Genomic DNA, 22890 nt, shown 5'->3' on the forward strand with positions numbered 1-22890 from the left:
TCCCGCAGGTGTGTCAGTCGAGCCGGGCGGAGGTCACTTCGCCCGGCTCGGCCGTGCCGGTGCGCTGCTGCGGGATGACCACCGCGCCCTGCTCCAGCGACACCGTGCGGGTGGGCGCCGGGATGCGGATGCCCTCCTCGCGGTAGCGGCGGTGCAGCCGCTTGATGAACTCGTGCTTGATCCGGTACTGGTCGCTGAACTCGCCGACGCCCAGGATGATCGTGAAGCCGATCCGCGAGTCGCCGAAGGTGTGGAACCGCACGGCCGGCTCGTGCTCCGGCAACGCCCCGGTGATCTCCTTCATCACCTCGGCCACGACCTCGACGGTGACCTTCTCCACGTGCTCCAGGTCGCTGTCGTAGGCCACACCCGCCTGCACCAGGATCGTCAGCTCCTGCTCGGGGCGGTTGTAGTTGGTCATGTTGGCCCCGGCGAGACGGCCGTTGGGGATGATGATCAGGTTGTTGGAGAGCGAACGGATCGTCGTCTGACGCCAGTTGATGTCGGTGACATAGCCCTCCTCGCCGCTGCTCAGCCGGATGTAGTCACCGGGCTGCACGGTCTTGGAGGCCAGGATGTGGATGCCCGCGAAGAGGTTCGCCAGGGTGTCCTGAAGCGCGAGCGCGACGGCCAGGCCGCCCACACCGAGGGCGGTGAGCATCGGCGCGATGGAGATGCCGAGCGTCTGGAGCACCACCAGGAAGCCGAGTGCCAGGACCACGACCCGGGTGATGTTCACGAAGATCGTCGCCGACCCGGCGACGCCGGAGCGGGACTCGGTCACCGTACGCATGAGGCCGGCGACCACCCGGGCCGCGGCGACCGTCGTCGCGATGATCAGCAGCACGGTCAGGGTCTGGTTCACATGCCGCTGCACAGTCGGGGTCAGCGGCAGCGCGGCACCCGCCGCGGCCGCGCCGCCCAGCACCGCGGCCCACGGCACCACGGTCCGCAGACCGTCCACGATGACGTCGTCGCCGCCCCAGCGGGTGCGGTCGGCCTGCTTGCCCAGCCAGCGCAGCAGGATGCGCAGGACGAACGCCGCGAGCAGGCCCGCGGCCATCGCTATGCCGGCGACGACGTAGTCGTCCAGGGTCAGCGTGCGGGTCACCGGTCACCTCCGGGGAGACGGTGTGCGGCGGCGGGAGCCGCCGACGGCCGGATGTGAAGTCTCGTCACGTTGTCACCTGCTCGATCGGGGATGTGCTCGTGCGCCGGACGGACCGCTGCCCCCGGACGGACCGCTGCCCCCGGTCCGTCCGGTGTCACCTGACCGGCCCGCTTCCTCGGACCAGCCGGTTCCGCCCCGCGGGCCGCAGTCCGGACGACCGGTGCCGGGGTCGGACCGGTGCCGGTGTCCGGGGACGACCGGTCTCGTGTACCGGCGCGCGCCTTCATCCTGCCGTATCCGGAACATCAGTTCGCGCACGTGGTCGGCGTCCGGCCGCCCTTGACGCCGTGCCGGGCACGCGGGCAGGCTGGCGAACCGTGATCACCGGGGGAGGGATCCGATGACCAGCGCCGTACGGACCGCGGGCGGGCCCCGATGAGCGGCCCCGTCCTCGCCGTCGACCAGGGCACGTCCGGCACCAAGGCGCTGGTGATCTGCCCCGAACGCGGAGTGCTCGGCACCGGGTTCGCGCCCGTGCGGCCCCGCCACCTCCCCGGCGGCCGCGTCGAGGCCGACCCCGCCGAGCTGTACGCCTCCGTCCTGGACGCCGGCCGGCAGGCGCTCGCCGAGGCGGGTGAACCGGTCACCGCGCTCGGCCTGGCCAACCAGGGCGAGACCGTCCTCGCCTGGGACCCTGCCACCGGCGAGCCCCTCACCGACGCCCTCGTCTGGCAGGACCGCCGCGCCGAGCCGCTGTGTTCCGGACTCGCGCCGCACGCCGAGGAGTTACAGCAGCTCACCGGCCTGCCCGTCGACCCTTACTTCGCCGCGCCGAAAATGGCCTGGATCCGCCGCCGTCTCACCCGCGACGGCGTCGTCACCACCTCCGACGCCTGGCTCGTCCACCGGCTCACCGGCGCCTTCGTCACCGACGCCGCCACCGCGGGCCGCACCCAGCTCCTCGACCTGGACCGGGCCGCCTGGTCCCCGCGCGCCCTCGACCTGTGGGGCCTGTCCGACGAGAAGCTCCCGTCGGTCGTCGACGCCGCCGGACACGTCGGTACGACAACGGCGTTCGGCCCCCCGATCCCGCTGACCGGCCTCGTCGTCGACCAGCAGGCCGCGCTGCTCGCCCAGCACCTCACCGGCCCCGGCGGCGCCAAGTGCACCTACGGCACGGGTGCGTTCCTGCTCGCCCACACCGGGGACACGCCCCGGCGCGGCGACTCGGGCCTGGTCGCCTGCGTCGCCTGGCGGCTCGCCGGCCGCACCGGCTACTGCCTCGACGGCCAGGTCTACACCGCCGCCTCCGCCGTCCGCTGGCTCACCGACCTCGGCGTGATCCGGGACGCCGCCGACCTGGACGGGGTGGGCGGGGCCGTCCCCGACAGCGGAGGCGTCACCTTCGTGCCGGCCCTCGCCGGCCTCGCCGCCCCCTGGTGGCGAGGCGACGTCCGGGGCTCCCTGACCGGACTCGGCCTGGACACGGGGCCCGGCCATGTCGTCCGAGCCCTGTGCGAAGGGCTCGCCGCGCAGGTCGTCGAGCTCGCCGAAGCGGCCGCCGCGGACCTCGGCACCCCGCTGACCCACCTCCGCGTCGACGGCGGCCTGACCCGCTCGGCCCTGCTCATGCAGACCCAGGCCGACCTGCTGCAACGACCCGTCGAAGTGTCCGCGCTCACCGACGCCACGGCCCTCGGCGCGGGCGTCCTGGCCCGTCTCGGCGCCGAGCCGGGGCTGACCCTCCCCGAGGCCCTGCCCGAGTGGCGGCCGTCGGCGGTGTACGAGCCGCGCATCACGGCGGACGTGGCGGCGGAACGCCTGGGAGCCTTCCGCTCGGCGGTGGCCGCCCTGCTGGAACGGGACAAGCAGTGACCGCACGGACCATCCTCGGCACGCCCTGCTGCCGGAGGGGGCGGGTGATGTCCGTGAGCCGACCGCCCTGCTGTCGCAAGGGCACAGGCGATGCCCGCTGCCGGAAGGGGACCGGTCATGCCGGTGACCCGGCACGCCCCGCCCCCCGAAGGAGACCCGCCATGCCCGTGACCCGGCACGGCCCCCTCCCCCCGCAGCCCTACGACGTCACGGTCGTCGGCGCAGGAGTCGTCGGCTCCGCCGTCGCCCGCGCCCTGGCCCGGCACCCCCGCCTGAGGGTCGCGCTGCTGGAGGCCCGGGACGACGTGGGGGAGGGCACCTCCAAGGCCAACACCGCCATCCTGCACACCGGCTTCGACGCGACCCCCGGCTCCCTGGAGGCCCGGCTCGTGCGCGAGGGCGCCCGGATGCTCACCGCGTACGCCGCCGAGACGGGCATCGCCGTCGAACCCGTCGGCGGGCTGCTCGTCGCGTGGGACGAGGAGCAACTGGCCGCCCTGCCCGACCTGGTGGCGAAGGCCGGGTGCAACGGCTGCCACGACACACGCCTGTTGGGCCCGGCCGAGCTGTACGCGCGCGAACCCCACCTCGGCGCGGGCGCGCTCGGTGCCCTCCACGTCCCCGGCGAGAGCATCGTCGACCCCTGGACGACGAACCTGGCCTACGCCACCCAGGCCGTCCGCCACGGCGTCGACCTGCACCTCAACTCGCCGGTGCGGCACATCGGCGTACAGGACGGCGTCCACACCCTCACCACCGCGCGCGGCCCCCTGCACACCCGCCGGCTGGTCAACGCGGCCGGGCTGCACGCCGACTCCCTCGACCGGCTGCTCGGCCACCGGGACTTCACCGTCACCCCGCGCCGGGGCCAGCTCATCGTCTTCGACGCCTTCGCCCGTGACCTCGTCCGCCACATCCTGCTGCCCGTGCCCACCGCGCTCGGCAAGGGCGTCCTGGTCGCCCCCACCGTGTACGGCAACGTCCTGCTCGGCCCCACCGCCGAGGACCTGGACGACAAGCGCGCCACCCAGTCCACCGCGGAGGGCCTCGCGCTGCTGCGGGAGAAGGGCCGCCGCATCCTGCCCCGGCTCCTCGACGAGGAGGTCACCGCCGTCTACGCCGGGCTGCGGGCCGCCACCGAGCACGACGACTACCGCATCCGCGCCCACCCGGGCCAGGCCGGCGTCACGGTCGGCGGCATCCGCTCCACCGGCCTGACCGCCTCCCTGGCCATCGCCGACCACGTCATGGGCCTGCTCAAGCGGGCAGGTCTGGACCCGGGCCCCGTGAGGGAGCTGGAGCCGGTGCGCCTGCCCGACCTCGGCGCCGCCTCCCCGCGCCCCTGCGAGCGGCCCGAACGCGTCGCCGCCGACCCGGAGTACGGCATCCTCGTCTGCCACTGCGAGCGGGTCTCCCGCGGCGAGATCCGCGACGCCCTCGCCGGTACGATCCCGCCCCGCGGCCTCGACGGCCTGCGCCGCCGCACCCGCGCCCGGGCGGGCCGCTGCCAGGGGGCCTACTGCGGCGCGGCGGTACGCGCCCTGCTGGAGGAGGGCACCGCCCATGACGCGTGAGGTCGACGTCCTCGTCGTCGGCGCAGGCCCGGCGGGGCTCACCGCGGCCGCCCGGCTGGCCTCGGCCGGCGTGGGCCGCGTGGAGGTGCTGGAGCGCGATCCGCAGGCCGGGGGAGTGCCCCGGTACTGCGCCCACGGCGGCCTCTGCACCGGCCCGCGGTACGCGCGCGGGCTCGTACGGCGGGCCGAGCGGGCCGGTGCCGTCGTACGGACGGGGGTGACCGCGCTCGGCTGGGCCGGCCCGCTCGCCCTGAGCACCGTCGGCGCGCAGGGGGCGGAGACGGTCCGCGCCCGCGCGATCGTGCTCGCCACCGGCGCCCGCGAACGCCCCCGCGCGGCCCGCCTGGTGCCGGGCACCCGCCCCGCCGGGGTGTACACCACGGGCGAACTCCAGCAGTCGGTGCACCTGTTCGGGCAGCCGGTCGGCACCCGCGCGGTCGTCGTGGGCGCCGAGGACGTCTCCCGTGCGGCCGCCGCCACCGTACGGGCCGCCGGGGCGGAGGTCGTCGCCATGGTGACCGACCGGGAGAGCGCCCCCCTGCGCGCCGCCGCCACCCGGCTGCTGCACGGCGTCCCGCTGCTCACCGGCACCGCCGTCGCCGAACTCCTCGGTCACGCAAGGCTGTCCGGCGTCCGTGTCCGCCACCGGGACGGCCGTACGGCCGTACTGCCCTGCGACACCGTCGTGTTCACAGGCGAGTTCGTCCCCGAGGACGGACTCGCCCGGCGCGGCGGCGGGTCCCGGCCGGGCGTCTTCACCACGGGCGGGCTCGTGAGCCCGGGGCAGCGGGCGAGGGCGGCGGCCCGCGCAGGGGAGCGGACGGCCGGCGCGGTGCTGGCCCAGTGGGGCAGGTGAAGTCCGCCGGGTCCGGCGGACATGGTGAAATCGGTTGTCAAACAGGCGACTTGAGCGAAAGAGGGTTCCATGACGGCACCGAGGAGGAGCGGCGGGCCGCGCGTCGCGGTGGTGACCGGCGCCAACCGGGGCATCGGGCGGGAGGTCGTCCGCCAGCTCGCCGAGCGCGGGTACCGGGTCGTCCTCGGCTCCCGCGACCTGGCCAAGGGGCGCTCCGCCGCCGCCCGGCTCGACCCCGGCGGGGAGCGGGTGACCGCCGTGCAGCTCGACGTCTCCGACCAGGAGAGCGTGACCGCGATGGCCGAGTGGGTCACTCGCGAGCTGGGCCGCACGGACGTCGTCGTGAACAACGCGGCGATCCTGTACGACACCTGGGCGCAGGCCCGCACCGCCGATCTCGCCGAGGTCCAGCAGGCCCTGGACACCAACCTGTTCGGCGCCTGGCGCGTCACCCAGGCGCTGCTGCCGCTGCTGGAGCGCAGCCCGCACCCGAGGGTCGTCAACGTCAGCAGCGAAGGCGGCTCGCTCGCCTCGATGAGCGGCGGCACACCGGCGTACAGCGTGTCCAAGGCCTCGCTCAACGCCCTCACCCGGCTGCTCGCCGGGGAACTGCGCGGCCGGCGCATCCTGGTCAACTCCATCTGCCCGGGCTGGGTCGCCACCGACATGGGCGGCGGGGGCGGCCGGCCCGTCTCCGAGGGGGCGGCCGGGGTGGTCTGGGCGGCGACGCTGCCGGACGACGGGCCGACCGGCGGGTTCTTCCGCGACGGCAAGCCCGTGCCCTGGTGAGCCCCCGGGCGTGATCCGGCGGGCGCCGGAAAACCTTGACCTCAAGGATGCTTCAGGTTCTACGGTCGTGTACATGAGCATGGAGACCACCGCCTGGACGCAGCTGTACAGCGTCATGAACGCCCAACGCGAGCGCCGGCCGTTCGCGCGCGCGACCCTGCGCCGCATCTACGCCTTCGCCCGCCCGCACCGCACCCGTATCGCCCTGTTCGTGCTGCTCGGGGTGGCCACCGCGCTGCTCGCCGTCGCCACGCCCGTCCTCGCCGGGAAGGTGGTGAACACGATCGTGCAGGGCGGCGACGAGAACACCGTCGTCCGCCTCGCCCTGCTCATCGCGCTCATCGCGGTCGTCGAGGCCGGGCTCGGCATCCTCGGACGCAGGCTGTCCTCCCGGCTCGGCGAGGGGCTGATCCTCGATCTGCGGACGGCCGTCTTCGACCATGTGCAGCGCATGCCCGTCGCGTTCTTCACCCGCACCCGCACGGGCGCCCTGGTCAGCCGGCTCAACAGCGACGTCATCGGCGCCCAGCGGGCGTTCAGCAACACCCTGTCCGGGGTGGTGAGCAACCTGGTCACGCTGGTGCTCACGCTCGCCGTCATGCTCACCCTGTCCTGGCAGATCACCCTGCTCGCGCTGGTGCTGCTGCCGGTGTTCGTGGTGCCCGCCCGGCGCATGGGCGGCCGGATGGCCCGTATGCAGCGGGAGGCGGCGGCGCTGAACGCGGCGATGAGCACCCGCATGACCGAGCGGTTCTCCGCGCCCGGCGCCACCCTGGTCAAGCTGTTCGGGCGGCCCGCGGAGGAGTCCGCCGAGTTCGCCGACCGGGCCCGCCGCGTCGCCGACATCGGCGTCCGCACGGCGACCGCGCAGTCGGCGTTCATGACCGCGCTCACCCTAGTCTCGGCCCTCGCGCTGGCCCTCGTCTACGGCCTCGGCGGCTGGTTCGCGCTGCGCGGCAGCATGGACCCCGGCGCGGTCGTGGCGCTCGCCCTGCTGCTGACCCGGCTGTACGCGCCGCTCACCGCGCTCGCCGGGGCGCGCGTGGAGGTGATGAGCGCCCTCGTCAGCTTCGAGCGGGTCTTCGAGGTGCTCGACCTGAAGCCGCTCATCGAGGAGCGGCCCGACGCCCGCGAGGTGCCCGGCGGACCGGTGGCGGTCGAGTTCGACGACGTCCGCTTCGGCTACCCGTCCGCCGACAAGGTCTCCCTCGCCTCCCTGGAGGAGGTCGCCTCCCTCGACACCCGCGGCGGCGCCGAGGTGCTGCACGGCGTGTCCTTCCGCGCCGAGCCCGGGCGGACCGTCGCGCTGGTCGGCTCCTCCGGCGCGGGCAAGTCGACGATCGCCCAGCTGCTGCCCCGGCTGTACGACGTCGACGCGGGCGCGGTCCGGGTCGGCGGGGTCGACGTCCGCGAGCTGAGCGCGGAGTCCCTGCGGGCGACGGTCGGCATGGTCACGCAGGACGGGCACCTGTTTCATGACACCGTCCGGGCCAATCTGCTGCTCGCCCGGCCCGAGGCGGGGGAGGACGAGCTGTGGGACGCGCTGCGGCGGGCTCGGCTGGAGGAGCTCGTGCGGTCCCTGCCGGACGGGCTCGACACGGTGGTGGGGGAGCGCGGGTACCGGCTCTCCGGAGGCGAGCGGCAGCGGATGACCATCGCCCGGCTGCTGCTGGCCCGGCAGCGGGTGGTCGTCCTCGACGAGGCCACCGCCCACCTGGACAACACCTCCGAGGCCGCGGTGCAGGAGGCTCTCGCCGAGGCGCTGGAGGGGCGGACCGCGCTGGTGATCGCCCACCGGCTGTCCACGGTGCGCGGGGCCGACCTCATCCTCGTGCTGGAGGGCGGGCGTGTGGTGGAGCGGGGCACGCATGAGGACCTGCTCGCCTCGGGCGGGCGTTATGCCGAGCTTTATCGGACGCAGTTCTCCGGGGACGCGGAAGAGGTTGCCGCGTGATGTCGCCGTCGCGTCAGCCGTGCTCCGACGCCGTGCGGCCGACCCGCCGTCGTGCTGCTTCGCGCAGTTCCCCGCGCCCCTGAGGAAGCCAGTGCGGGGGCCGGCTCAATGAGACGGGCAGCCTCGTAGTCCCGTCGCCCCTCGCCGCGTTGACCTGGGCCTGGGTGAGGAAGACGCTGCCCGTCAGGTCGGCGCCGCCGAGGTCCGCGTCGCGGAGGTCGGCGCCGATCAGGTCGGACATGCGCAGATCGGCGCCGGACAGGTCGGCGGCGACCAGGAGGGCACCGCGCAGGCTCGCGCCGCGCAGGTCGGCGCCGGCGAGGCGGGCGCCCATCAGGTCGGCGCCGCGGTGGTTGCGGGTGCGGCCGGGCACCTGCTCGCGGACCAGCTCGCCGACGCGCAGCAGCAGGACGTTCACCTCGCCCCGCAAAGCGTTGACGTCGAGCGCGAGGAGCGCCGCCGGCTCGCCCCGGGTGAGGTCCCGAAGACGGGACTCGATCCGGCGGAGCTGCTTGTGCACCGGCCGCGCGACGGGCACGTCCAGGCCCTCGGCGACGTACCAGAGCAGCTCGTGCAGCTGCCGCATCACCGGGAACACCTCGAACATCTCGCGCGCGGTGCCGGGGGCCCGGCGCCAGTCCCGGCCGCCGTAGGTGACCTGGGAGACCTTCTGGCCGGCGCCGAAGCAGTCGAAGACCGTGCAGCCCCGGTAGCCCTCCTGCCGCAGCCGGGCGTGGATGCCGCAGCGGAAGCCGGCGTCCAGGTTGCCGCAGGGCTTCCCGGCGGGCTTGTCGACCGCGAAGTCGGCCGAGCGGGCGAAAGGCAGGGCGACGCAGCACAGGCCGAAGCAGTCGCCGCAGTCCGCCCGCAGTTCCTCGCGGTCCGGGCCGGCCGAAGGGGCCGCGGCAGGGGCCTTGCGCTGTCGGGTCACCGTGCGATCTCTCCTAGTGAAGGCGGGCGTACCGGGCCCGCGCGGCCCGCCATTCTCGCAGAACACGGGCGGTCCGGCACCTGCGGTCACACCCGTCAGAACCGCACCAGGAATCAACGTGTGAAACCAACTCGTGCGGTAACCCGTGGGCATGCGCCGCCGCCGACCGTGCGGCCGGCCCGGAAGCGCCCGTTCGCTCAGGACGACGGGCCCAGTGCCTTCATCTGCACAACGACGCCTTCATCCAGCCCAAGGACTTCGCACGCTCCGAAGGATGCCGTATGAATCCTGCGACGAACCGCGGCCCCTGGCGCCGCGCCCTGGTGACCGGCGGGGCCGGTTTCCTCGGCAGCCATCTGTGCGAGCAGCTGTTGGCTTCGGGTGCCGAAGTCGACTGCGCCGACAACCTCGTGTCGGGATCGACCCGCAACATCAGCCACCTCCTCGGCCGCCCCGGCTTCCGGTTCGTGGACACCGACGTGTGCGCCCCCGACGCCCCCGAGCGCCTGCCCGGGCCGTACGACCTGCTGCTGCACTTCGCCTGCCCCGCGTCGCCGGTCGACTACCTGCGGCTGCCGCTGGAGACCCTCGACACCGGAAGCCTCGGCACCCGCACCATGCTCGGGATCGCCGAGCGCGACGGCGCCCGCTTCCTGCTGGCCTCCACCTCCGAGGTGTACGGCGACCCCCTCGTCCACCCGCAGCGCGAGGACTACTGGGGCAACGTCAACCCGGTGGGACCGCGCAGCGTCTACGACGAGTCCAAGCGGTTCGCGGAGGCGCTGGTCACCGCCCACGCCGGCACGCTCGGCACCGACGCGGGCATCGTCCGCCTGTTCAACACCTACGGCCCCCGTATGCGCGCCCACGACGGCCGTGCCGTGCCCACCTTCGTCTGCCAGGCACTCGCCGGAGAGCCGCTGACCGTGGCAGGAGACGGCAGCCAGACCCGCTCCCTGTGCTACGTCGACGACACCGTCGACGGCATCCTGCTGGTCGCCGCCAGCCACTCCGTCCGGCCCGTGAACATCGGCGGCACCGACGAGGTCACCGTCCGTGACATCGCCCGCCGGGTGGTCGAGCTGACCGGGTCGTCGTCCTCCATCCGCTTCGTGGACCGGCCCGTCGACGACCCCCAGCGCCGCCGGCCCGACACCTCCCTGGCCCGCGAACTGCTCGGCTGGACGCCCCGCGTGCCCTGGGAGGAGGGCATCAAGCAGACCATCGCCCACTTCGCCGCCGCGCAGCCCGCGCGCGAGCCCGCCCCGCACCCCTGAGCCGTACCCCCTGGAGACACGCATGCGAGTGCTGGGAATCAACGCCCTCTTCCACGACCCCGCCGCCGCCCTCGTCGTGGACGGCGCCGTCGTCGCGGCCGCCGAGGAGGAACGCTTCAGCCGCCGCAAGCACGGCAAGCGGCCCGTCCCCTTCTCCGCCTGGGAACTGCCCGAACGCTCCGCCCGCTGGTGCCTGGACCGGGCCGGCCTCGACCCCGCCGACCTCGACGCGGTCGCCTACTCCTACGACCCCGCGCTCGCCCGGCCCGCCGAGGACATGGGCCTGCACGACCCCTGGGACCACCTGCGCCAGGAGTACGCCCGCCGCGCCCCGGAGTTCCTCGCCGAGGCCCTGCCCGGGCTCTCCCCGCACAAGGTGCGCTTCGTCCCCCACCACGTCGCCCACGCCGCCTCCGCCGGACCGGCCTCCCCGCACCCCGAGTCCTCCGTCCTGGTGCTCGACGGCCGCGGCGAGAGCCGCTCCCACCTGGCCGGCCGCTACACCGGCCCCCGGCTCGACGTCCTCGCCGCCCAGACCCTGCCCGACTCGCTCGGCCTGTTCTACGAGGACCTGACCGAACACCTCGGCTTCCTGCGCAGCAGCGACGAGTTCAAGGTCATGGCGCTCGCCTCGTACGGCAAGCCGCGCCTGGCCGACCAGCTGCGCGGCTACGTCCACGCCGACGCCGACGGCGGCTTCACCGCCCGGCCCGTGCCCTGGTCCACCCTCGTGCCGCCCCGCCCCGCGGGCGAGCCCTGGACCCAGGACCACGCCGACCTGGCCGCCAGCGCCCAGACCTGCCTGGAGGAGGTCCTGCTGGAGCTGGCGCACTGGCTGCACGGCCGTACCGGCGACGACGTGCTCACCCTGGCCGGCGGCGTGGCCCTCAACTGCGTCGCCAACAGCAGGCTGCACCGCGAGGGCCCCTTCCGGCACATCTGGGTCCAGCCCGCCGCCGGGGACGCCGGAACCGCCCTGGGCGCCGCCCTGCACATCGCCGGCCGGACCGAGCCGCGCACCGAGCCCATGCCCACCGCCGCCCTGGGCCGCGACTGGACCGACGCCGAACTGCGCGCCTGGCTGGAGCGGGCCGCCGTACCGTACGACGAGCCCGTCGACATCGCCGAGGCCGTCGCCGCCGAGCTGGAGCGGGACGGCGTCGTGGCCTGGTTCCAGGGACGCAGCGAGTACGGCCCGCGCGCCCTCGGCCACCGCTCCCTGCTGGCCCATCCCGGCCGGGCGGCGAACCTGGAGCGGCTGAACGCCGTCAAGGGCCGCGAGGAGTTCCGGCCCGTCGCGCCGATGGTGCTCGCCGAGCGCGCGGGCGAGCTGTTCGAGGGACCGATGCCCAGCCCGTACATGCTGTTCGTGCACGACGTGCACCCCGGCTGGCGCCACCGCATCCCGGCCGTCGTCCATGTCGACGGCACCGCCCGCATCCAGACCGTGGACCGGCGCACCGAGCCGCTGGTCGCCCGGATGCTCGACGCCTTCGAACAGCGCACCGGGCTGCCCGTCGTGGTCAACACCAGCCTCAACACCGCGGGCCGGCCCATGGTCGACGACCCCCGCGACGCGCTGGAGTGCTTCGGCTCCGCGCCCGTGGACCTGCTGGCCCTCGGCCCCTTCGCCGTCCGCCGCAGGGCGGTGTTCGCATGACCGGCCCCGCCCCCGCGTACGCCGTCGTCGTCCCGACGATCGGCCGGCCCTGCCTCGCCGACTGCCTGCGCGCCCTGGCCGCGGCCGAAGGGCACCCGCCCGAGGCCGTGGTCGTCGTCGACGACCGCCCGGACCCCGCGGGCCCGCTGCCGCTCGACGCGGCCGGGCCGCTGCGCGACCGCCTGCGGGTGCTGAGCACCGGCGGGCGGGGTCCGGCCGCCGCCCGCAACGCGGGGCTGCGCGAGGTGACCACGCCCTGGACGGTGTTCCTCGACGACGACGTCCGGGTGCTGCCCGACTGGACCCGCCGGCTCGCCGACGACCTGGCCCGTGCCGCCGACACCACCGGCGGGATCCAGGGCAGGCTGCGCGTCCCGCTGCCCGCCGACCGCAGGCCCACCGACTGGGAGCGCGGCACCGCGGGCCTGGAGCACGCGGCGTGGGCCACCGCCGACATGGCGTACCGCACCCAGGCCCTGAAAGCGGTCAGCGGCTTCGACGAACGGTTCCGCCGCGCCTTCCGCGAGGACGCCGACCTGGCGCTGCGGGTGCAGCGGGCCGGCTGGACCCTGCACCGCGGCCGGCGCGTCACCCTGCACCCGGTACGCCCCGCCGACCGCTGGGTCTCGGTGCGCGCCCAGCGCGGCAACGCGGACGACGCCCTGATGAACCGGCTGCACGGCCGCGACTGGTGGGACCGCGCCCAGGCGCCCCGCGGCCGGCTGCCCCGGCACGTCCTCGTCACTGCCGCCGCGCTCGCCGGATGCCTCGGTCTGCTCACCGGCCACCGCCGGGCCGCCGCCGCGGCCGGCGCCCTGTGGGCGGCCGGCACCGCCGAATTCGCCCTGGCCCGCATCACACCCGGCCCGCGCACCCCCGACGAGATCCTCACCATGACCGTCACCAGCGCCCTCATCCCGCCGCTGGCGACGGCCCACTGGCTCGACGGCACCCGCCGCCACCGCCGGGCGGCTCCTCTCGGCACCCACGGCTCCGGTGGCCACGGGCGGGCCGCCCCCCTCGGGAGCCGCCGCGGAGCGGCCGTCCATGGGAGCACGCCATGACCGGACACCCGCGGCCGACGGCCCGTCCCCGCCCGGAGGCCGACACCGGCCGGCGGCCCGCCGCCGTGCTCTTCGACCGCGACGGCACCCTCGTCGAGGACGTCCCGTACAACGGCGACCCCGACCGGGTGCGGCTGCGCCCCGGCGCCCGGGAGGCCTTGGAGGTGCTGCGGGCCCGAGGCGTGCCCACCGCGGTGGTGAGCAACCAGTCCGGCATCGGCCGCGGTCTGCTCACCCACCACGCCGTACAGCAGGTCAACGCCCGCGCCGACGCGCTCCTCGGCGGTCTGGACGCGTGGCTGTACTGCCCCCACCTGCCCGGCGCGGGCTGCGACTGCCGCAAGCCCGCTCCAGGTCTCGTCCTGGAGGCCGCCGGCCGGCTCGGAGTGCCCGCAGACCGGTGCGTGCTGATCGGCGACATCGCCGCCGACGTCCTCGCGGCCCGCGCCGCGGGCGCCCGCGGCATCCTCGTGCCCACCGCCGCGACCCGCCCGGAGGAGATCGCCGCCGCACCCCGCACCGCCGACGACCTGCTCACCGCCGTACACGCGGCGCTGGCACCGGACCGAGGTGAACGGCCATGAGGGCCCTGGTCGTACGGCTCGACAGCTTCGGGGACGTCCTGCTCGCCGGGCCCGCCGTCCGCGCGGTCGCCGCCCGCAGCGCCCACGTCACCCTGCTGTGCGGCCCGGTCGGCGAACCCGCCGCGCGGATGCTGCCCGGCGTCGACGACGTGATCGTGTGGGCCGCCCCCTGGGAGGGCTTCACCCCGCCGTCGGTCGCCGACGCCGACGTCCCCCGGCTGGTCCGGCTGCTCCAGGACGGCGCCTTCGACGTGGCGCTGATCCTGACCTCCTTCCACCAGAGCCCCCTGCCCACCGCCCTGGTGCTGAAGCTCGCCGGCGTGCCCCGGATCGGCGCCGACAGCGTCGACCACCCCGGCCGGCTGCTCGACGTACGCCACCGGCGGCTGCCCGGGCGGCACGAGGCCGAGGCCGCCCTGGACACCGCCGCCGCCCTGGGCTTCCTGCCACCGCCGGGCGACGACGGCCGGCTGCGGGTGCTGCCCCCGCCGGACACCATCTCCCTCACCGGCAACGGCCCCTACGTCGTCCTGCACCCCGGCGCCAGCGCCCCCGCCCGCGCCTGGAGCCCCGACCGCTGCGCCGAGGCCGTCGAACTGCTCGCCGACGCCGGTCACCGGGTCGTCGTCACCGGCGGGCCCGAGGAGACCGCGCTGACCCGCACGGTGAGCGGCGGCACCGCCGTCGACCTCGGCGGGCGCACCGACCCGCGCACCCTGGCCGGAGTGCTGCGCACCGCCGACGTCGTGATCTGCGGCAACACCGGCCCCGCCCACCTCGCCGCCGCCGTCGGCACCCCCGTCGTGTCGCTGTTCGCGCCGGTCGTGCCCGCCGAACGCTGGGCGCCCTACGGCGTGCCCTGCATCGTCCTCGGCGACCAGAACGCCCCTTGCGCGGACACCCGCGCCCTGCACTGCCCCGTGCCCGGCCACCCCTGCCTGCAGGAGGTCACGGGCCGGGACGTCGTCGCCGCGGTGCACAAACTGCTGGAGGAGAGCGCATGAACGTCCTGGTCTGGCACGTGCACGGCTCCTGGCTGACCGCCTTCGTCCAAGGTCCGTACACCCACCTCGTCCCGGTCACCCCCGACCGGGGACCGGACGGCCTGGGGCGGGCCAGAACCTGGCAGTGGCCGGACTCCGTCGAGGAGCTGACCCCCGACGAGCTGCGGGACGCCGACATCGACCTCATGGTGCTGCAACGGCCCCATGAACTCGCCCTCGCCGCACGCTGGACCGGCCGCCGCCCCGGCATCGACGTGCCCGCCGTCTACGTCGAGCACAACTGCCCCGACGGCACAGCGGTCGACACCCGCCACCCGCTGGCCGACCGCGCCGACATCCCCGTCGTGCACGTCACCCACTTCAACCGGCTGATGTGGGACAACGGCCGCGCCCCCACCGAGGTCGTCGAGCACGGCATCATCGACCCGGGTCCGCTGTGGACCGGCGAGGAGCAGCGCGCCGCGGTCGTCGTCAACGACCCCGCCCGGCGCGGCCGTACGACCGGGACCGACCTGCTGCCCCGGTTCGCCCGCGTCGCCCCCCTGGACGTGTTCGGGATGCGCACCGAGCTGCTGGAGGGCCGCCCCGGCCTGGAGCACTGCCGGATGCGGGACCTGCCGCAGGGCGCGCTGCACCCGGCGATGGCCCGCTGCCGGCTCTATCTGCACCCCGTGCGCTGGACGTCGCTCGGGCTGTCCCTGCTGGAGGCGATGTTCCTCGGCATGCCCGTCGTGGCGCTCGACACCACCGAGGTGCGCGAGGCCGTCCCCGCCGGGGCCGGTGTCGTGTCCAACCGGTTCGACGTACTGGAGGACGCCGTACGCGCCTTCCTCGCCGAGCCCGAGCACGCACGGCGGACCGGACAGGCCGCCCGGGCCGCGGCACAGGCCCGCTACGGAGAGCGGCGCTTCCTGGACGACTGGGAGCGCCTGATCAAGGAGGTCATGCGATGAGCCCCACCTGCCCCCAGGCCGGCCGTGTCGCCATGGTGTCCGAGCACGCGAGCCCCCTCGCCGTGCTCGGCGGCCCCGACGCGGGCGGCCAGAACGTCTACGTCGCGCAGGTCGCCGCGCAGCTCGTCCGCCGCGGGCACGAGGTCACCGTCTACACCAGGCGGGACTCCACCCGGCTGCCCGACCAGGTCACCACCCCCGACGGCGTGAAGGTCGTGCATGTGCCGGCCGGCCCGCCCGCGCCGATCCCCAAGGACGAACTCCTGCCCTACATGCCCGGCTTCGGGTCCTGGCTGGCCCGCTCCTGGGCGAGCCGCCCGCCCGACGTGGTGCACGCCCACTTCTGGATGTCCGGCATGGCCGCGCTGACCGGCGCCCGCACGCTCGGCGTCCCCGTCGTGCAGACCTACCACGCGCTCGGCACCGTCAAGAAGCGCCACCAGGGCGCCGCCGACACCAGCCCGGCCGACCGCGTCGCCATCGAGACGGCCGTGGGCCGCGAGGCCGCCGCGATCATCGCCACCTGCCGGGACGAGGTCGCCGAGCTGGAGGCCATGGGCCTGCCGCGCGACAAGATCTCCATCGTCCCCTGCGGCGTCGACCCGGTGATGTTCCGCCCGGTCGACACCCGCCGCCCGCACGGCGCACCGCGCCGGCTGCTCTCCATCGGCCGGCTGGTCCCCCGCAAGGGCTTCGACCGGGCGATCCGCGCCCTCGCCGAGATCCCGGACGCCGAACTCGTGATCGCCGGCGGACCCGAGCCCGCCCTGCTCTTCGCCGAGCCCGAGGCCGAGCGGCTCTGGGCGATCGCCGAGGAGTGCGGCGTCGCCGACCGGGTCCGGCTGCTCGGCGGCGTGAGCCGGGACCGGATGCCGGGCCTGATCTCCGACGCCGACCTCGTGCTCTCGCTGCCGCGCTACGAACCCTTCGGCATCGTCCCCGTGGAGGCCATGGCCTGCGGCACGCCCGTCGTCGCCACCGCGGTCGGCGGCCAGCTCGACACCGTCGCCGACCGGGTGACCGGCCGCCTGGTCCCGGCCGACCCGCGGCACGACATCACCGGCGCGGTCCTGGACCTGCTCGACGACCCCGCGCTGCGCGCCCGCTACGGCGCCCAGGGCCGGCGCCGCGTCCTCGCCCACTACACCTGGGACCGCGTCGCGGACGGCGTCGCCCACGTGTACAGCGCCGTCTCCTCCGTCCCCTCGCTCTCGGGAGCCCTGCGATGACCCTCGCCACCGACGTCAGCCACTGCGACGACCTGATCCGGGCCGTGGCGGAGTTCCGCCGGTACGCACCGCAGGTGCGGCGCTGGGGCTTCGAGCTCGCCGGCCGCCTCGGCGCCGGGGGCCGGCTGCTGGTCGCGGGCAACGGCGGCAGCGCGGCCCAGGCCCAGCACCTCACGGCCGAGCTGGTCGGCCGCTACCGCGAGGACAGGCCGGCGTTCTCCGCGCTCGCGCTGCACGCCGACACGTCCACGACGACCGCCATCGCCAACGACTACGGGGTGCGGGAGATCTTCGCCCGCCAGGTCGCCGCGCACGGCCGCCCCGGTGACGTGCTGATGCTGCTGTCCACCAGCGGCGCCAGCGCCAACCTGCTCGCCGCCGCGTCCCGCGCCCACGGCCAGGGCCTGACGGTGTGGGCCATGACCGGCCCGTCCCCGAACCCGCTGCAGAGCGTCGCCGACGAGGCCGTGCCGGTGGCGGCACCCACCTCCGCGACCGTCCAGGAGCTGCACCTCGTCGCCGTGCACATGCTCTGCGAGTACTTCGACGAGGCGGTGGCGGGGACGGGGGAGGGGGACACGTGAGCGGGGACCGCGGAGGAGGACATATGAGCGGGGACCGCGAAGGAGGACACATGAGCGGGACCGGACCTCAGACCCGGGGCGGCGCCCGTACGGCTGCCGCCGTGCCGCTGCTGGTCGTCGGGGACGCGCTGCTCGACCACGACCTGGAGGGCCGCGCCGAGCGGCTGGCGCCCGACGCGCCCGTGCCCGTGGTCAGTGGGGCCCGGCGCAGCACCCGGCCCGGTGGCGCCGCCCTCGCCGCCTGCCTCGCCGCCGCCGACGGCCGCGAGGTCACCCTCGTCACCGCGCTCGGCGACGACGACGCCAGCACGCGGCTGCGGCGCCTGCTGCCGGACCGCGTCCGCGTGGTGGCGCTGCCGCTGACCGGCGAGCTGTCCTCCAAGACCCGCGTCCTCGCGGCCGGCCGCCCCCTCCTGCGCCTCGACGACGGCGACGGCCGCGCCGCAGGCCGCACGGAGGAGGCCTGCCGGGCCGTCGCCGACGCGGCCGCCGTCCTCGTCGCCGACTACGGCCGCGGCACCGCCGACGCCCTGCGCGACGCCCTGGCGGAGACAGCCGCCCGCGTCCCCGTCGTCTGGGACCCGCATCCGCGCGGCCGCCCGCCGGTCCCGGGCGTACGCCTGGTGACGCCGTCGTCGGCGGAGGCCCGTACGTTCGCGGCCGCGCAGGGGCCTTCGCGGCCGGACGCCACCCAGGACCGCGACAGCGCAGGGGAACTGCACACCGCCGCGCAGGACGCCGCCGCGCTCGTACGGGCCTGGCGGGCCGCTTCCGTCGCGGTGACGCTGGGCGGACGCGGAGCCCTGCTGTCCCACGGCGCGACACCGCTGCTCGTGCCCTGCCCGGTCACCGCCGAGGGCGACGCGTGCGGGGCCGGCGACCGGTTCGCGGCGGCCGCCGCGGGCGCGCTGGCCGACGGCGCGCTGACCGAGGACGCGGTCCGCGCGGCCGTGCACGCCGCCACCCGGTACGTCGCCGAGGGCGGGGTCGGCTCCCTGGGCGCGGCCGGTCCGCCGCCGGCCGAGGGCGGCGCCCGGCGCCCGGCCACCGGCGCCGAGCTGACCCGGGACGCCCTGCGGACCGCCGCGCGCGTCCGTGCGGCGGGCGGCACGGTCGTCGCCGCGGGCGGCTGCTTCGACCTGCTGCACGCCGGCCACGTCTCCCTCCTCCAGGCCGCCCGCCGGGCCGGGGACTGCCTGGTCGTCTGCGTCAACTCCGACGCCTCCGTCCGCCGCCGCAAGGGCGAGGGCCGCCCCCTGGTCCCGATGGCCGACCGGGTCCGCGTCCTGCGCGCCCTGGAATGCGTCGACGCGGTCGCCGTCTTCGACGAGGACACCCCCGAACGGCTCCTCGCCGAACTCCGCCCCCACATCTGGGCCAAGGGCGGCGACTACGCCCGCACCGACCTCCCGGAAGCCGGCCTCATCGCGAGCTGGGGAGGCCAGGTCGTCCTCCTGCCCTACCTCGACGGCCGCTCCACGACCGGCATCGCGGCCCGTGCGGCCCTCTCCCCGAACCGGAGGTGAACCCGAGGATGCCCAACCGCTCCGACGCCCCCGCCCGCCCCCGCCTCCTGGTCCTGCGTGCCCTGGGCCTCGGCGACCTCCTCGCCGGAATTCCCGCCCTGAAGGCGCTGCGGCGGGCGTTCCCCGGGCATGAGGTGGTGCTGGCGGTGCCGGGGGCGCTGGAGGAGGCTGCGCTCGCGACCGGGGCGGTCGACGGGGTGCTGGCGGCCGAGGCGCCCGGCAGGGGTGTGCCGGCGCTCGGGCACTGGCCGTACCCGCCGCCGGACGTGGCCGTCGACCTGCACGGGAACGGCCCGGCCAGCAGGGACGCGCTCGCGGTGCTGCGGCCCCGGCGGCTGATCGCCTACGCGGGGTCGCGGCCCCTGCCCGAGCTGCCGCCGAAGTGGCATCCCGAGGAGCACGAACGCGCCCGCTGGTGCCGGCTGCTCGGTGCGCACGGGATCGCGGCCGACCCCGGGGACGTACGGCTGCCGCCGCCCGGGAGGCCGTCGCCCGCGCCGGGGGCCGTCGTGGTGCACCCCGGCGCGGAGGCCGTCGCACGGCGGTGGCCGGGCGAGCGGTACGCCGCCGTGGCGCGTGCGCTGCGGGCGGCCGGGCACCGCGTCGTGGTGACCGGGGGCCCGCGGGAGGACGCCCTGGTGAAGGAGGTCGCCGCGCGGGCCGGGGTGCCCGCGCACGACGTCCTGGCCGGGGGGCTGCCCTTCGCCGAGCTGTCGGCGCTGATCGCGGAGGCCGCCCTGGTGATCAGCGGCGACACCGGCCCCGCCCACCTCGCGGTGGCCCACGGGACACCGTCCGTCACCCTCTTCGGCCCGGTCTCCCCGCTGCTGTGGGGACCACCGAGGTCGCCCCGCCACACCGTCCTGTGGAAACCCGGCCCGCCGGGCGACCCGCACGCCGCCACCCCCGACCCGCTGCTGCTGCACATCCGCACGGACGAGGTACTCACCGCCGCGCTGAGCCACCTGGACGCCCCACAGGACGAGGCGGGACCCTGTGCCCGCTGATTCCTGCTCCGAGGGCCGGGTCACGGTCGTGCTGATCACCCGCGACCGGCCGGCGGCCCTGCGGCGCACGCTCGACGAGCTCGCCGCGCTGCCGGAGCGGCCTGCGGGGATCGTCATGGACATCTGCACGGACGTGGACACCTTGGAGGTGGGGATCCGTGGCCGCTGAGCCCTGCCCCGAGGGCCGGGTCACGGTCGCGCTGATCACCCGCGACCGGCCGGCGGCCCTGCGGCGCACGCTCGACGAGCTCGCCGCGCTGCCGGAGCGGCCCCCGGTGATCGTCGTGGACAACGGCGCCGACTCGGTCCCCCCGCACCACCCCGCCCGGCCCCGGGTCATCCGCCCCGGCCGCAACACCGGTGCCCTCGGGCGCAATCTGGCCGCCCGCCACGCGACCACGCCCTACGTCGCGTTCTGCGACGACGACTCCTGGTGGATGCCGGGCGCGCTGCGCCACGCGGCCGACCTGCTCGACGCGCACCCGCGGCTCGGCCTGCTCGCCGGCCGCACCCTGGTCGGCCCGGAGGCCGCCGAGGACCCGATGAACAAGATCCTCGCCGCCTCCCCGCTGCCCACGGAGGCCGACCTGCCCGGCCGCCCGGTGCTCGGCTTCCTGGCCTGCGCGTGCGTGGTGCGCCGCGAGGCGTTCCTCGCGGCGGGCGGCTTCCACCCGGTGCTGTTCTTCGGCGGGGAGGAGACCGTGCTCGCCTACGACCTGGCCGCCGCGGGCTGGGGCGTCGTCTACGAACCCTCGCTGACGGCTCGCCACCTTCCCGAGCGGGCCGGCCGCGAGGGCCGCGACCCGTTGATGCGCCGCAACGAGGTCCTCACCCTGTGGCTGCGCCGCCCGCTCCCGCTGGCCGCCCGCGCGGTGGCCCGCCTCGCGGCCGCCGCCGTCACCGGCGACGAGAGCGCCCGCCGCGCCCTGGTCGGCGTCCTCGCCCGGCTCCCCGCCGCGCTGGCCCGGCGCCGCCGCCTCCCGGACCGCGTCGAGCGGGCCGCCCGGCTGCTCGACACCGGCACCGGCCCGCGCGAGGAGGAGCACCGGCCGGCATGAGCATGCTCCGCTCCTCGTCCTCGGGCGGACGTGCGTCCTACGGGCCGGCTAGCCGCGCCGGCGCCTTCACCCCGGCCGCGGCCGACCTGCCCCAGGTGCTCCGCGCCCGCGACCCGGTCCCGCCGGAACCGGCACGCCGCACAGAAGCCCTGGAACAGGCCCGCCGCTACGCCGGCTAGCCGTTCTCCTCCTCGTCGTCGCGCTCGCCCTCCGCCTGCGACGGCGTCGGCACGTCCGGCAGCGGCAGATCCTCCGTGTCCCGTACGTCCACGTCCTCAGGCTCGCCCTCGGCCTGGGAGGGGGTGTGATCGCTGAGGGGCTGATCGGTCATGGTGGTGCTCCTCCCACCCGTACGTTCCGACGGACACGGCCCGGGTACCCCGCCCACCCAGCGCGCTCCCTAACCTGCCCCGCCCCTCTCCGCCGGCACCGGTCGCCGCCGCAGCAGATAGACCCCCGCCGCCGACACCACGAGCGCCATGCACGCGATGAACACGAGCCCCGCGCCCTCCAGTCCGACCGGGCCGACCAGCAGGCCCACGCCGATGACGGGCACCGAGATCCCGGCGTACGCCACCACGAACAGGGCGGAGACCACGGCGGCGCGCCGGTCCGCGGGGGCCGCCTGGGCCACCGCGGCCACCGAGCCCCGGAAGGCCAGCCCCTGCCCGGCCCCGCCCACGACCGCGCTGAGCACGACCAGCGGCAGCAGGTCCCAGCGCAGGGCGCCCGCGAGCAGTCCGAGTCCGGCGAGGAGGGCGGCGCAGCCGAGCGGCAGCGAGCGGCCCACGCCGACCCGGCCGACGGCGAGTTGCCCGGCGGTCGAGGCGAAGAAGGCCAGCGCGACGACGAGCCCGCTCACCGCGCGGTTGTGGACGTCCAGCGACTGGGCGAGGAAGGACGGGCTGACGGAGGTGAACACCCCGAACAGCGCGAACCCCACGAACGAGGCCGCCGCCGCCGGTCCGAACACGGCCCGCACCGGCGGCGGAAGGCCGGGCTTCCGCGGTCGTACGGCACTCAGCGGCTGTCGCTCCCGCACGGTCTCCGGGAGCCACAGCACGACGCAGACCGAGCAGGCCACTAGCGCCAGATGCACGGCGAACGGCAGGTAGAGCGGCCAGTCGGCGTACTGGGCGAGCACCCCGGCGAGCAGCGGACCGCAGCCGAGGCCGCCCATGTTGGCGGCGGTCGCCACGAACGTGGCGCGCGAGGCGTCGCCGCGCGGTGCCAGCTCCATCACGTACGCCGTGGCGGCCCCGGTGAACAGCCCCGCCGACAGCCCCGACAGCAGCCGCCCGGCGTACAGCCAGCCCAGGGCGGTGGCGGACAGGAAGCACACGGCACTCGCCGCGGCGAACCCGAGCCCGCACAGCAGCACCGGTCGCCTCCCCACGGAGTCCGAGGCGTTGCCCGCCAGCAGCAGCACACCGATGACCCCGAAGGCGTAGACGGCGTACACCACGGTGACGGTGAGCTCGGAGAAGCCGAACTTCTCCTGGTACAGGCCGTACAGCGGCGTCGGCAGGGTGGTGCCCGCCATGCAGACGGCGAACACGGCGCCGGCGAGCAGGCACCGGCGCCGGCCGGCCCGGTCAGCGTCCATCGCCGCCGGCCGGGATCGGGCCCCGCGGCCGGACGAGGGCGCCGCGCCGGTACGCGTCCGGCAGGCGCAGGCCGGCGTCCCGGGCCGGGTGGAACGTCTCGGGCCGGTCGCTCGTGTGCCGCATGGTCATCCACCAGCCATACCCTCGCCGCGCGGCGGCCGCCAGTGCCGTCACCCGGACGTCGGTGCGGACACGGCGTCAGGGCGAGGGCCGGCTCGCCGCGGCGGACCCGTACGCCGAGCCCTGC

The 22890-nt window shown here is 75.9% G+C and carries 22 protein-coding genes and 1 pseudogene; 18 read left to right on the forward strand and 5 right to left on the reverse strand.

Going from position 1 to position 22890, the window contains the following annotated elements; all coding sequences use genetic code 11:
- Positions 1-13: 13 nt before the first annotated feature.
- A complete protein-coding gene (locus ACIGXJ_RS32385) occupies positions 14-1111 on the reverse strand; it encodes a mechanosensitive ion channel family protein (RefSeq protein ID WP_399653002.1) in 1098 nt (365 codons plus the stop codon).
- 435 nt (positions 1112-1546) lie between these two features.
- Here ACIGXJ_RS32385 and ACIGXJ_RS32390 point away from each other — a divergent pair, with 435 nt between their 5' ends.
- The 5 genes and pseudogenes from ACIGXJ_RS32390 (at position 1547) to ACIGXJ_RS32410 (ending at position 8159) form a co-directional block, all read left to right on the forward strand.
- Positions 1547-2986, forward strand: coding sequence for an FGGY family carbohydrate kinase (locus tag ACIGXJ_RS32390; protein WP_399653004.1), 1440 nt, complete (start codon positions 1547-1549; stop codon positions 2984-2986).
- A 161-nt stretch (positions 2987-3147) separates the two neighbouring features.
- Positions 3148-4560: an FAD-dependent oxidoreductase gene (locus tag ACIGXJ_RS32395; protein ID WP_399653007.1), complete on the forward strand. Its 1413-nt coding sequence runs from the start codon at positions 3148-3150 to the stop codon at positions 4558-4560.
- Positions 4550-5398: pseudogene (locus ACIGXJ_RS32400) on the forward strand (NAD(P)/FAD-dependent oxidoreductase); the annotation flags it as partial. The gene ACIGXJ_RS32395 and the pseudogene ACIGXJ_RS32400, both read left to right, overlap by 11 nt.
- A gap of 87 nt (positions 5399-5485) precedes the next feature.
- Entirely contained in the window at positions 5486-6205 is a 720-nt protein-coding gene (locus ACIGXJ_RS32405; RefSeq protein WP_399653009.1) for an SDR family oxidoreductase, read from the forward strand.
- Between the two features lie 79 nt (positions 6206-6284).
- Positions 6285-8159 (forward strand): ABC transporter ATP-binding protein, encoded by a 1875-nt coding sequence (locus ACIGXJ_RS32410; RefSeq protein WP_399653316.1) that lies wholly within the window; start codon positions 6285-6287, stop codon positions 8157-8159.
- A 13-nt stretch (positions 8160-8172) separates the two neighbouring features.
- Here the strand turns inward: ACIGXJ_RS32410 and ACIGXJ_RS32415 are convergent, their stop codons facing one another.
- The gene (locus ACIGXJ_RS32415; RefSeq protein WP_399653012.1) at positions 8173-9090 is read right to left on the reverse strand and encodes a pentapeptide repeat-containing protein; all 918 of its coding nucleotides are present in this window, start codon (positions 9088-9090) and stop codon (positions 8173-8175) included.
- Between the two features lie 281 nt (positions 9091-9371).
- Between ACIGXJ_RS32415 and ACIGXJ_RS32420 the strand changes: the two genes are divergently transcribed.
- Genes ACIGXJ_RS32420 through ACIGXJ_RS32480 form a run of 13 tightly spaced genes read left to right on the forward strand, consistent with a single transcriptional unit; the run spans position 9372 to position 21215 of the window.
- Positions 9372-10367 carry an NAD-dependent epimerase/dehydratase family protein gene (locus ACIGXJ_RS32420; protein ID WP_399653015.1) on the forward strand — a complete coding sequence of 332 codons (996 nt, stop codon included), beginning with the start codon at positions 9372-9374 and terminating at the stop codon, positions 10365-10367.
- A gap of 22 nt (positions 10368-10389) precedes the next feature.
- Positions 10390-12027 (forward strand): carbamoyltransferase, encoded by a 1638-nt coding sequence (locus tag ACIGXJ_RS32425; RefSeq protein WP_399653017.1) that lies wholly within the window; start codon positions 10390-10392, stop codon positions 12025-12027.
- Positions 12024-13091, forward strand: coding sequence for a glycosyltransferase family 2 protein (locus tag ACIGXJ_RS32430; RefSeq protein WP_399653020.1), 1068 nt, complete (start codon positions 12024-12026; stop codon positions 13089-13091). Before ACIGXJ_RS32425 ends, ACIGXJ_RS32430 begins: the two co-directional genes overlap by 4 nt.
- Positions 13088-13675 (forward strand): D-glycero-alpha-D-manno-heptose-1,7-bisphosphate 7-phosphatase, encoded by a 588-nt coding sequence (locus ACIGXJ_RS32435; RefSeq protein WP_399653022.1) that lies wholly within the window; start codon positions 13088-13090, stop codon positions 13673-13675. Before ACIGXJ_RS32430 ends, ACIGXJ_RS32435 begins: the two co-directional genes overlap by 4 nt.
- Positions 13672-14679 carry a glycosyltransferase family 9 protein gene (locus tag ACIGXJ_RS32440; protein WP_399653024.1) on the forward strand — a complete coding sequence of 336 codons (1008 nt, stop codon included), beginning with the start codon at positions 13672-13674 and terminating at the stop codon, positions 14677-14679. Before ACIGXJ_RS32435 ends, ACIGXJ_RS32440 begins: the two co-directional genes overlap by 4 nt.
- Positions 14676-15632, forward strand: coding sequence for a glycosyltransferase (locus tag ACIGXJ_RS32445; RefSeq protein WP_399653026.1), 957 nt, complete (start codon positions 14676-14678; stop codon positions 15630-15632). The genes ACIGXJ_RS32440 and ACIGXJ_RS32445 overlap by 4 nt, the downstream gene beginning before the upstream one ends.
- Positions 15629-16861, forward strand: coding sequence for a glycosyltransferase (locus ACIGXJ_RS32450; RefSeq protein WP_399653028.1), 1233 nt, complete (start codon positions 15629-15631; stop codon positions 16859-16861). The genes ACIGXJ_RS32445 and ACIGXJ_RS32450 overlap by 4 nt, the downstream gene beginning before the upstream one ends.
- Complete coding sequence (locus ACIGXJ_RS32455) at positions 16858-17445, forward strand: SIS domain-containing protein (protein WP_399653030.1); 588 nt, start codon at positions 16858-16860, stop codon at positions 17443-17445. Before ACIGXJ_RS32450 ends, ACIGXJ_RS32455 begins: the two co-directional genes overlap by 4 nt.
- Before the next feature lie 50 nt (positions 17446-17495).
- A complete protein-coding gene (gene rfaE2, locus ACIGXJ_RS32460; RefSeq protein WP_399653033.1) occupies positions 17496-18971 on the forward strand; it encodes a D-glycero-beta-D-manno-heptose 1-phosphate adenylyltransferase in 1476 nt (491 codons plus the stop codon).
- An 8-nt stretch (positions 18972-18979) separates the two neighbouring features.
- A complete protein-coding gene (locus tag ACIGXJ_RS32465) occupies positions 18980-19978 on the forward strand; it encodes a glycosyltransferase family 9 protein (protein WP_399653036.1) in 999 nt (332 codons plus the stop codon).
- Positions 19968-20147 (forward strand): hypothetical protein, encoded by a 180-nt coding sequence (locus ACIGXJ_RS32470; RefSeq protein ID WP_399653038.1) that lies wholly within the window; start codon positions 19968-19970, stop codon positions 20145-20147. Before ACIGXJ_RS32465 ends, ACIGXJ_RS32470 begins: the two co-directional genes overlap by 11 nt.
- The gene (locus tag ACIGXJ_RS32475; RefSeq protein WP_399653040.1) at positions 20137-21036 is read left to right on the forward strand and encodes a glycosyltransferase family 2 protein; all 900 of its coding nucleotides are present in this window, start codon (positions 20137-20139) and stop codon (positions 21034-21036) included. The genes ACIGXJ_RS32470 and ACIGXJ_RS32475 overlap by 11 nt, the downstream gene beginning before the upstream one ends.
- Positions 21033-21215 (forward strand): hypothetical protein, encoded by a 183-nt coding sequence (locus tag ACIGXJ_RS32480; RefSeq protein WP_399653043.1) that lies wholly within the window; start codon positions 21033-21035, stop codon positions 21213-21215. Before ACIGXJ_RS32475 ends, ACIGXJ_RS32480 begins: the two co-directional genes overlap by 4 nt.
- Here the strand turns inward: ACIGXJ_RS32480 and ACIGXJ_RS32485 are convergent.
- From ACIGXJ_RS32485 to ACIGXJ_RS32495, 3 genes are all read right to left on the reverse strand, one after another.
- Entirely contained in the window at positions 21212-21367 is a 156-nt protein-coding gene (locus ACIGXJ_RS32485; RefSeq protein ID WP_399653045.1) for a hypothetical protein, read from the reverse strand. The two genes, ACIGXJ_RS32480 and ACIGXJ_RS32485, sit on opposite strands and share 4 nt — an antisense overlap.
- Positions 21368-21436: 69 nt before the next feature.
- Positions 21437-22642: an MFS transporter gene (locus tag ACIGXJ_RS32490; protein ID WP_399653047.1), complete on the reverse strand. Its 1206-nt coding sequence runs from the start codon at positions 22640-22642 to the stop codon at positions 21437-21439.
- Positions 22632-22772, reverse strand: coding sequence for a hypothetical protein (locus ACIGXJ_RS32495; RefSeq protein ID WP_399653050.1), 141 nt, complete (start codon positions 22770-22772; stop codon positions 22632-22634). Before ACIGXJ_RS32495 ends, ACIGXJ_RS32490 begins: the two co-directional genes overlap by 11 nt.
- Positions 22773-22890: the final 118 nt, after the last annotated feature.

It is taken from the genome of Streptomyces sp. NPDC053367 (assembly GCF_044545925.1).
Classification (GTDB): Bacteria; Actinomycetota; Actinomycetes; order Streptomycetales; family Streptomycetaceae; genus Streptomyces.

Bases quoted from the DNA above. Each gene is read 5' to 3' on its own strand.
- ACIGXJ_RS32390 (WP_399653004.1), top strand. From the start codon at position 1,547: ATGAGCGGCCCCGTCCTCGCCGTCGACCAGGGCACGTCCGGCACCAAG.
- ACIGXJ_RS32410 (WP_399653316.1), top strand. From the start codon at position 6,285: ATGGAGACCACCGCCTGGACGCAGCTGTACAGCGTCATGAACGCCCAA.
- ACIGXJ_RS32485 (WP_399653045.1), bottom strand. From the start codon at position 21,367: ATGACCGATCAGCCCCTCAGCGATCACACCCCCTCCCAGGCCGAGGGC.
- rfaE2 (WP_399653033.1), top strand. From the start codon at position 17,496: ATGAGCGGGACCGGACCTCAGACCCGGGGCGGCGCCCGTACGGCTGCC.
- ACIGXJ_RS32420 (WP_399653015.1), top strand. From the start codon at position 9,372: ATGAATCCTGCGACGAACCGCGGCCCCTGGCGCCGCGCCCTGGTGACC.
- ACIGXJ_RS32455 (WP_399653030.1), top strand. From the start codon at position 16,858: ATGACCCTCGCCACCGACGTCAGCCACTGCGACGACCTGATCCGGGCC.
- ACIGXJ_RS32425 (WP_399653017.1), top strand. From the start codon at position 10,390: ATGCGAGTGCTGGGAATCAACGCCCTCTTCCACGACCCCGCCGCCGCC.
- ACIGXJ_RS32440 (WP_399653024.1), top strand. From the start codon at position 13,672: ATGAGGGCCCTGGTCGTACGGCTCGACAGCTTCGGGGACGTCCTGCTC.
- ACIGXJ_RS32395 (WP_399653007.1), top strand. From the start codon at position 3,148: ATGCCCGTGACCCGGCACGGCCCCCTCCCCCCGCAGCCCTACGACGTC.
- ACIGXJ_RS32465 (WP_399653036.1), top strand. From the start codon at position 18,980: ATGCCCAACCGCTCCGACGCCCCCGCCCGCCCCCGCCTCCTGGTCCTG.
- ACIGXJ_RS32445 (WP_399653026.1), top strand. From the start codon at position 14,676: ATGAACGTCCTGGTCTGGCACGTGCACGGCTCCTGGCTGACCGCCTTC.
- ACIGXJ_RS32405 (WP_399653009.1), top strand. From the start codon at position 5,486: ATGACGGCACCGAGGAGGAGCGGCGGGCCGCGCGTCGCGGTGGTGACC.
- ACIGXJ_RS32435 (WP_399653022.1), top strand. From the start codon at position 13,088: ATGACCGGACACCCGCGGCCGACGGCCCGTCCCCGCCCGGAGGCCGAC.
- ACIGXJ_RS32480 (WP_399653043.1), top strand. From the start codon at position 21,033: ATGAGCATGCTCCGCTCCTCGTCCTCGGGCGGACGTGCGTCCTACGGG.
- ACIGXJ_RS32450 (WP_399653028.1), top strand. From the start codon at position 15,629: ATGAGCCCCACCTGCCCCCAGGCCGGCCGTGTCGCCATGGTGTCCGAG.
- ACIGXJ_RS32430 (WP_399653020.1), top strand. From the start codon at position 12,024: ATGACCGGCCCCGCCCCCGCGTACGCCGTCGTCGTCCCGACGATCGGC.
- ACIGXJ_RS32495 (WP_399653050.1), bottom strand. From the start codon at position 22,772: ATGACCATGCGGCACACGAGCGACCGGCCCGAGACGTTCCACCCGGCC.
- ACIGXJ_RS32490 (WP_399653047.1), bottom strand. From the start codon at position 22,642: ATGGACGCTGACCGGGCCGGCCGGCGCCGGTGCCTGCTCGCCGGCGCC.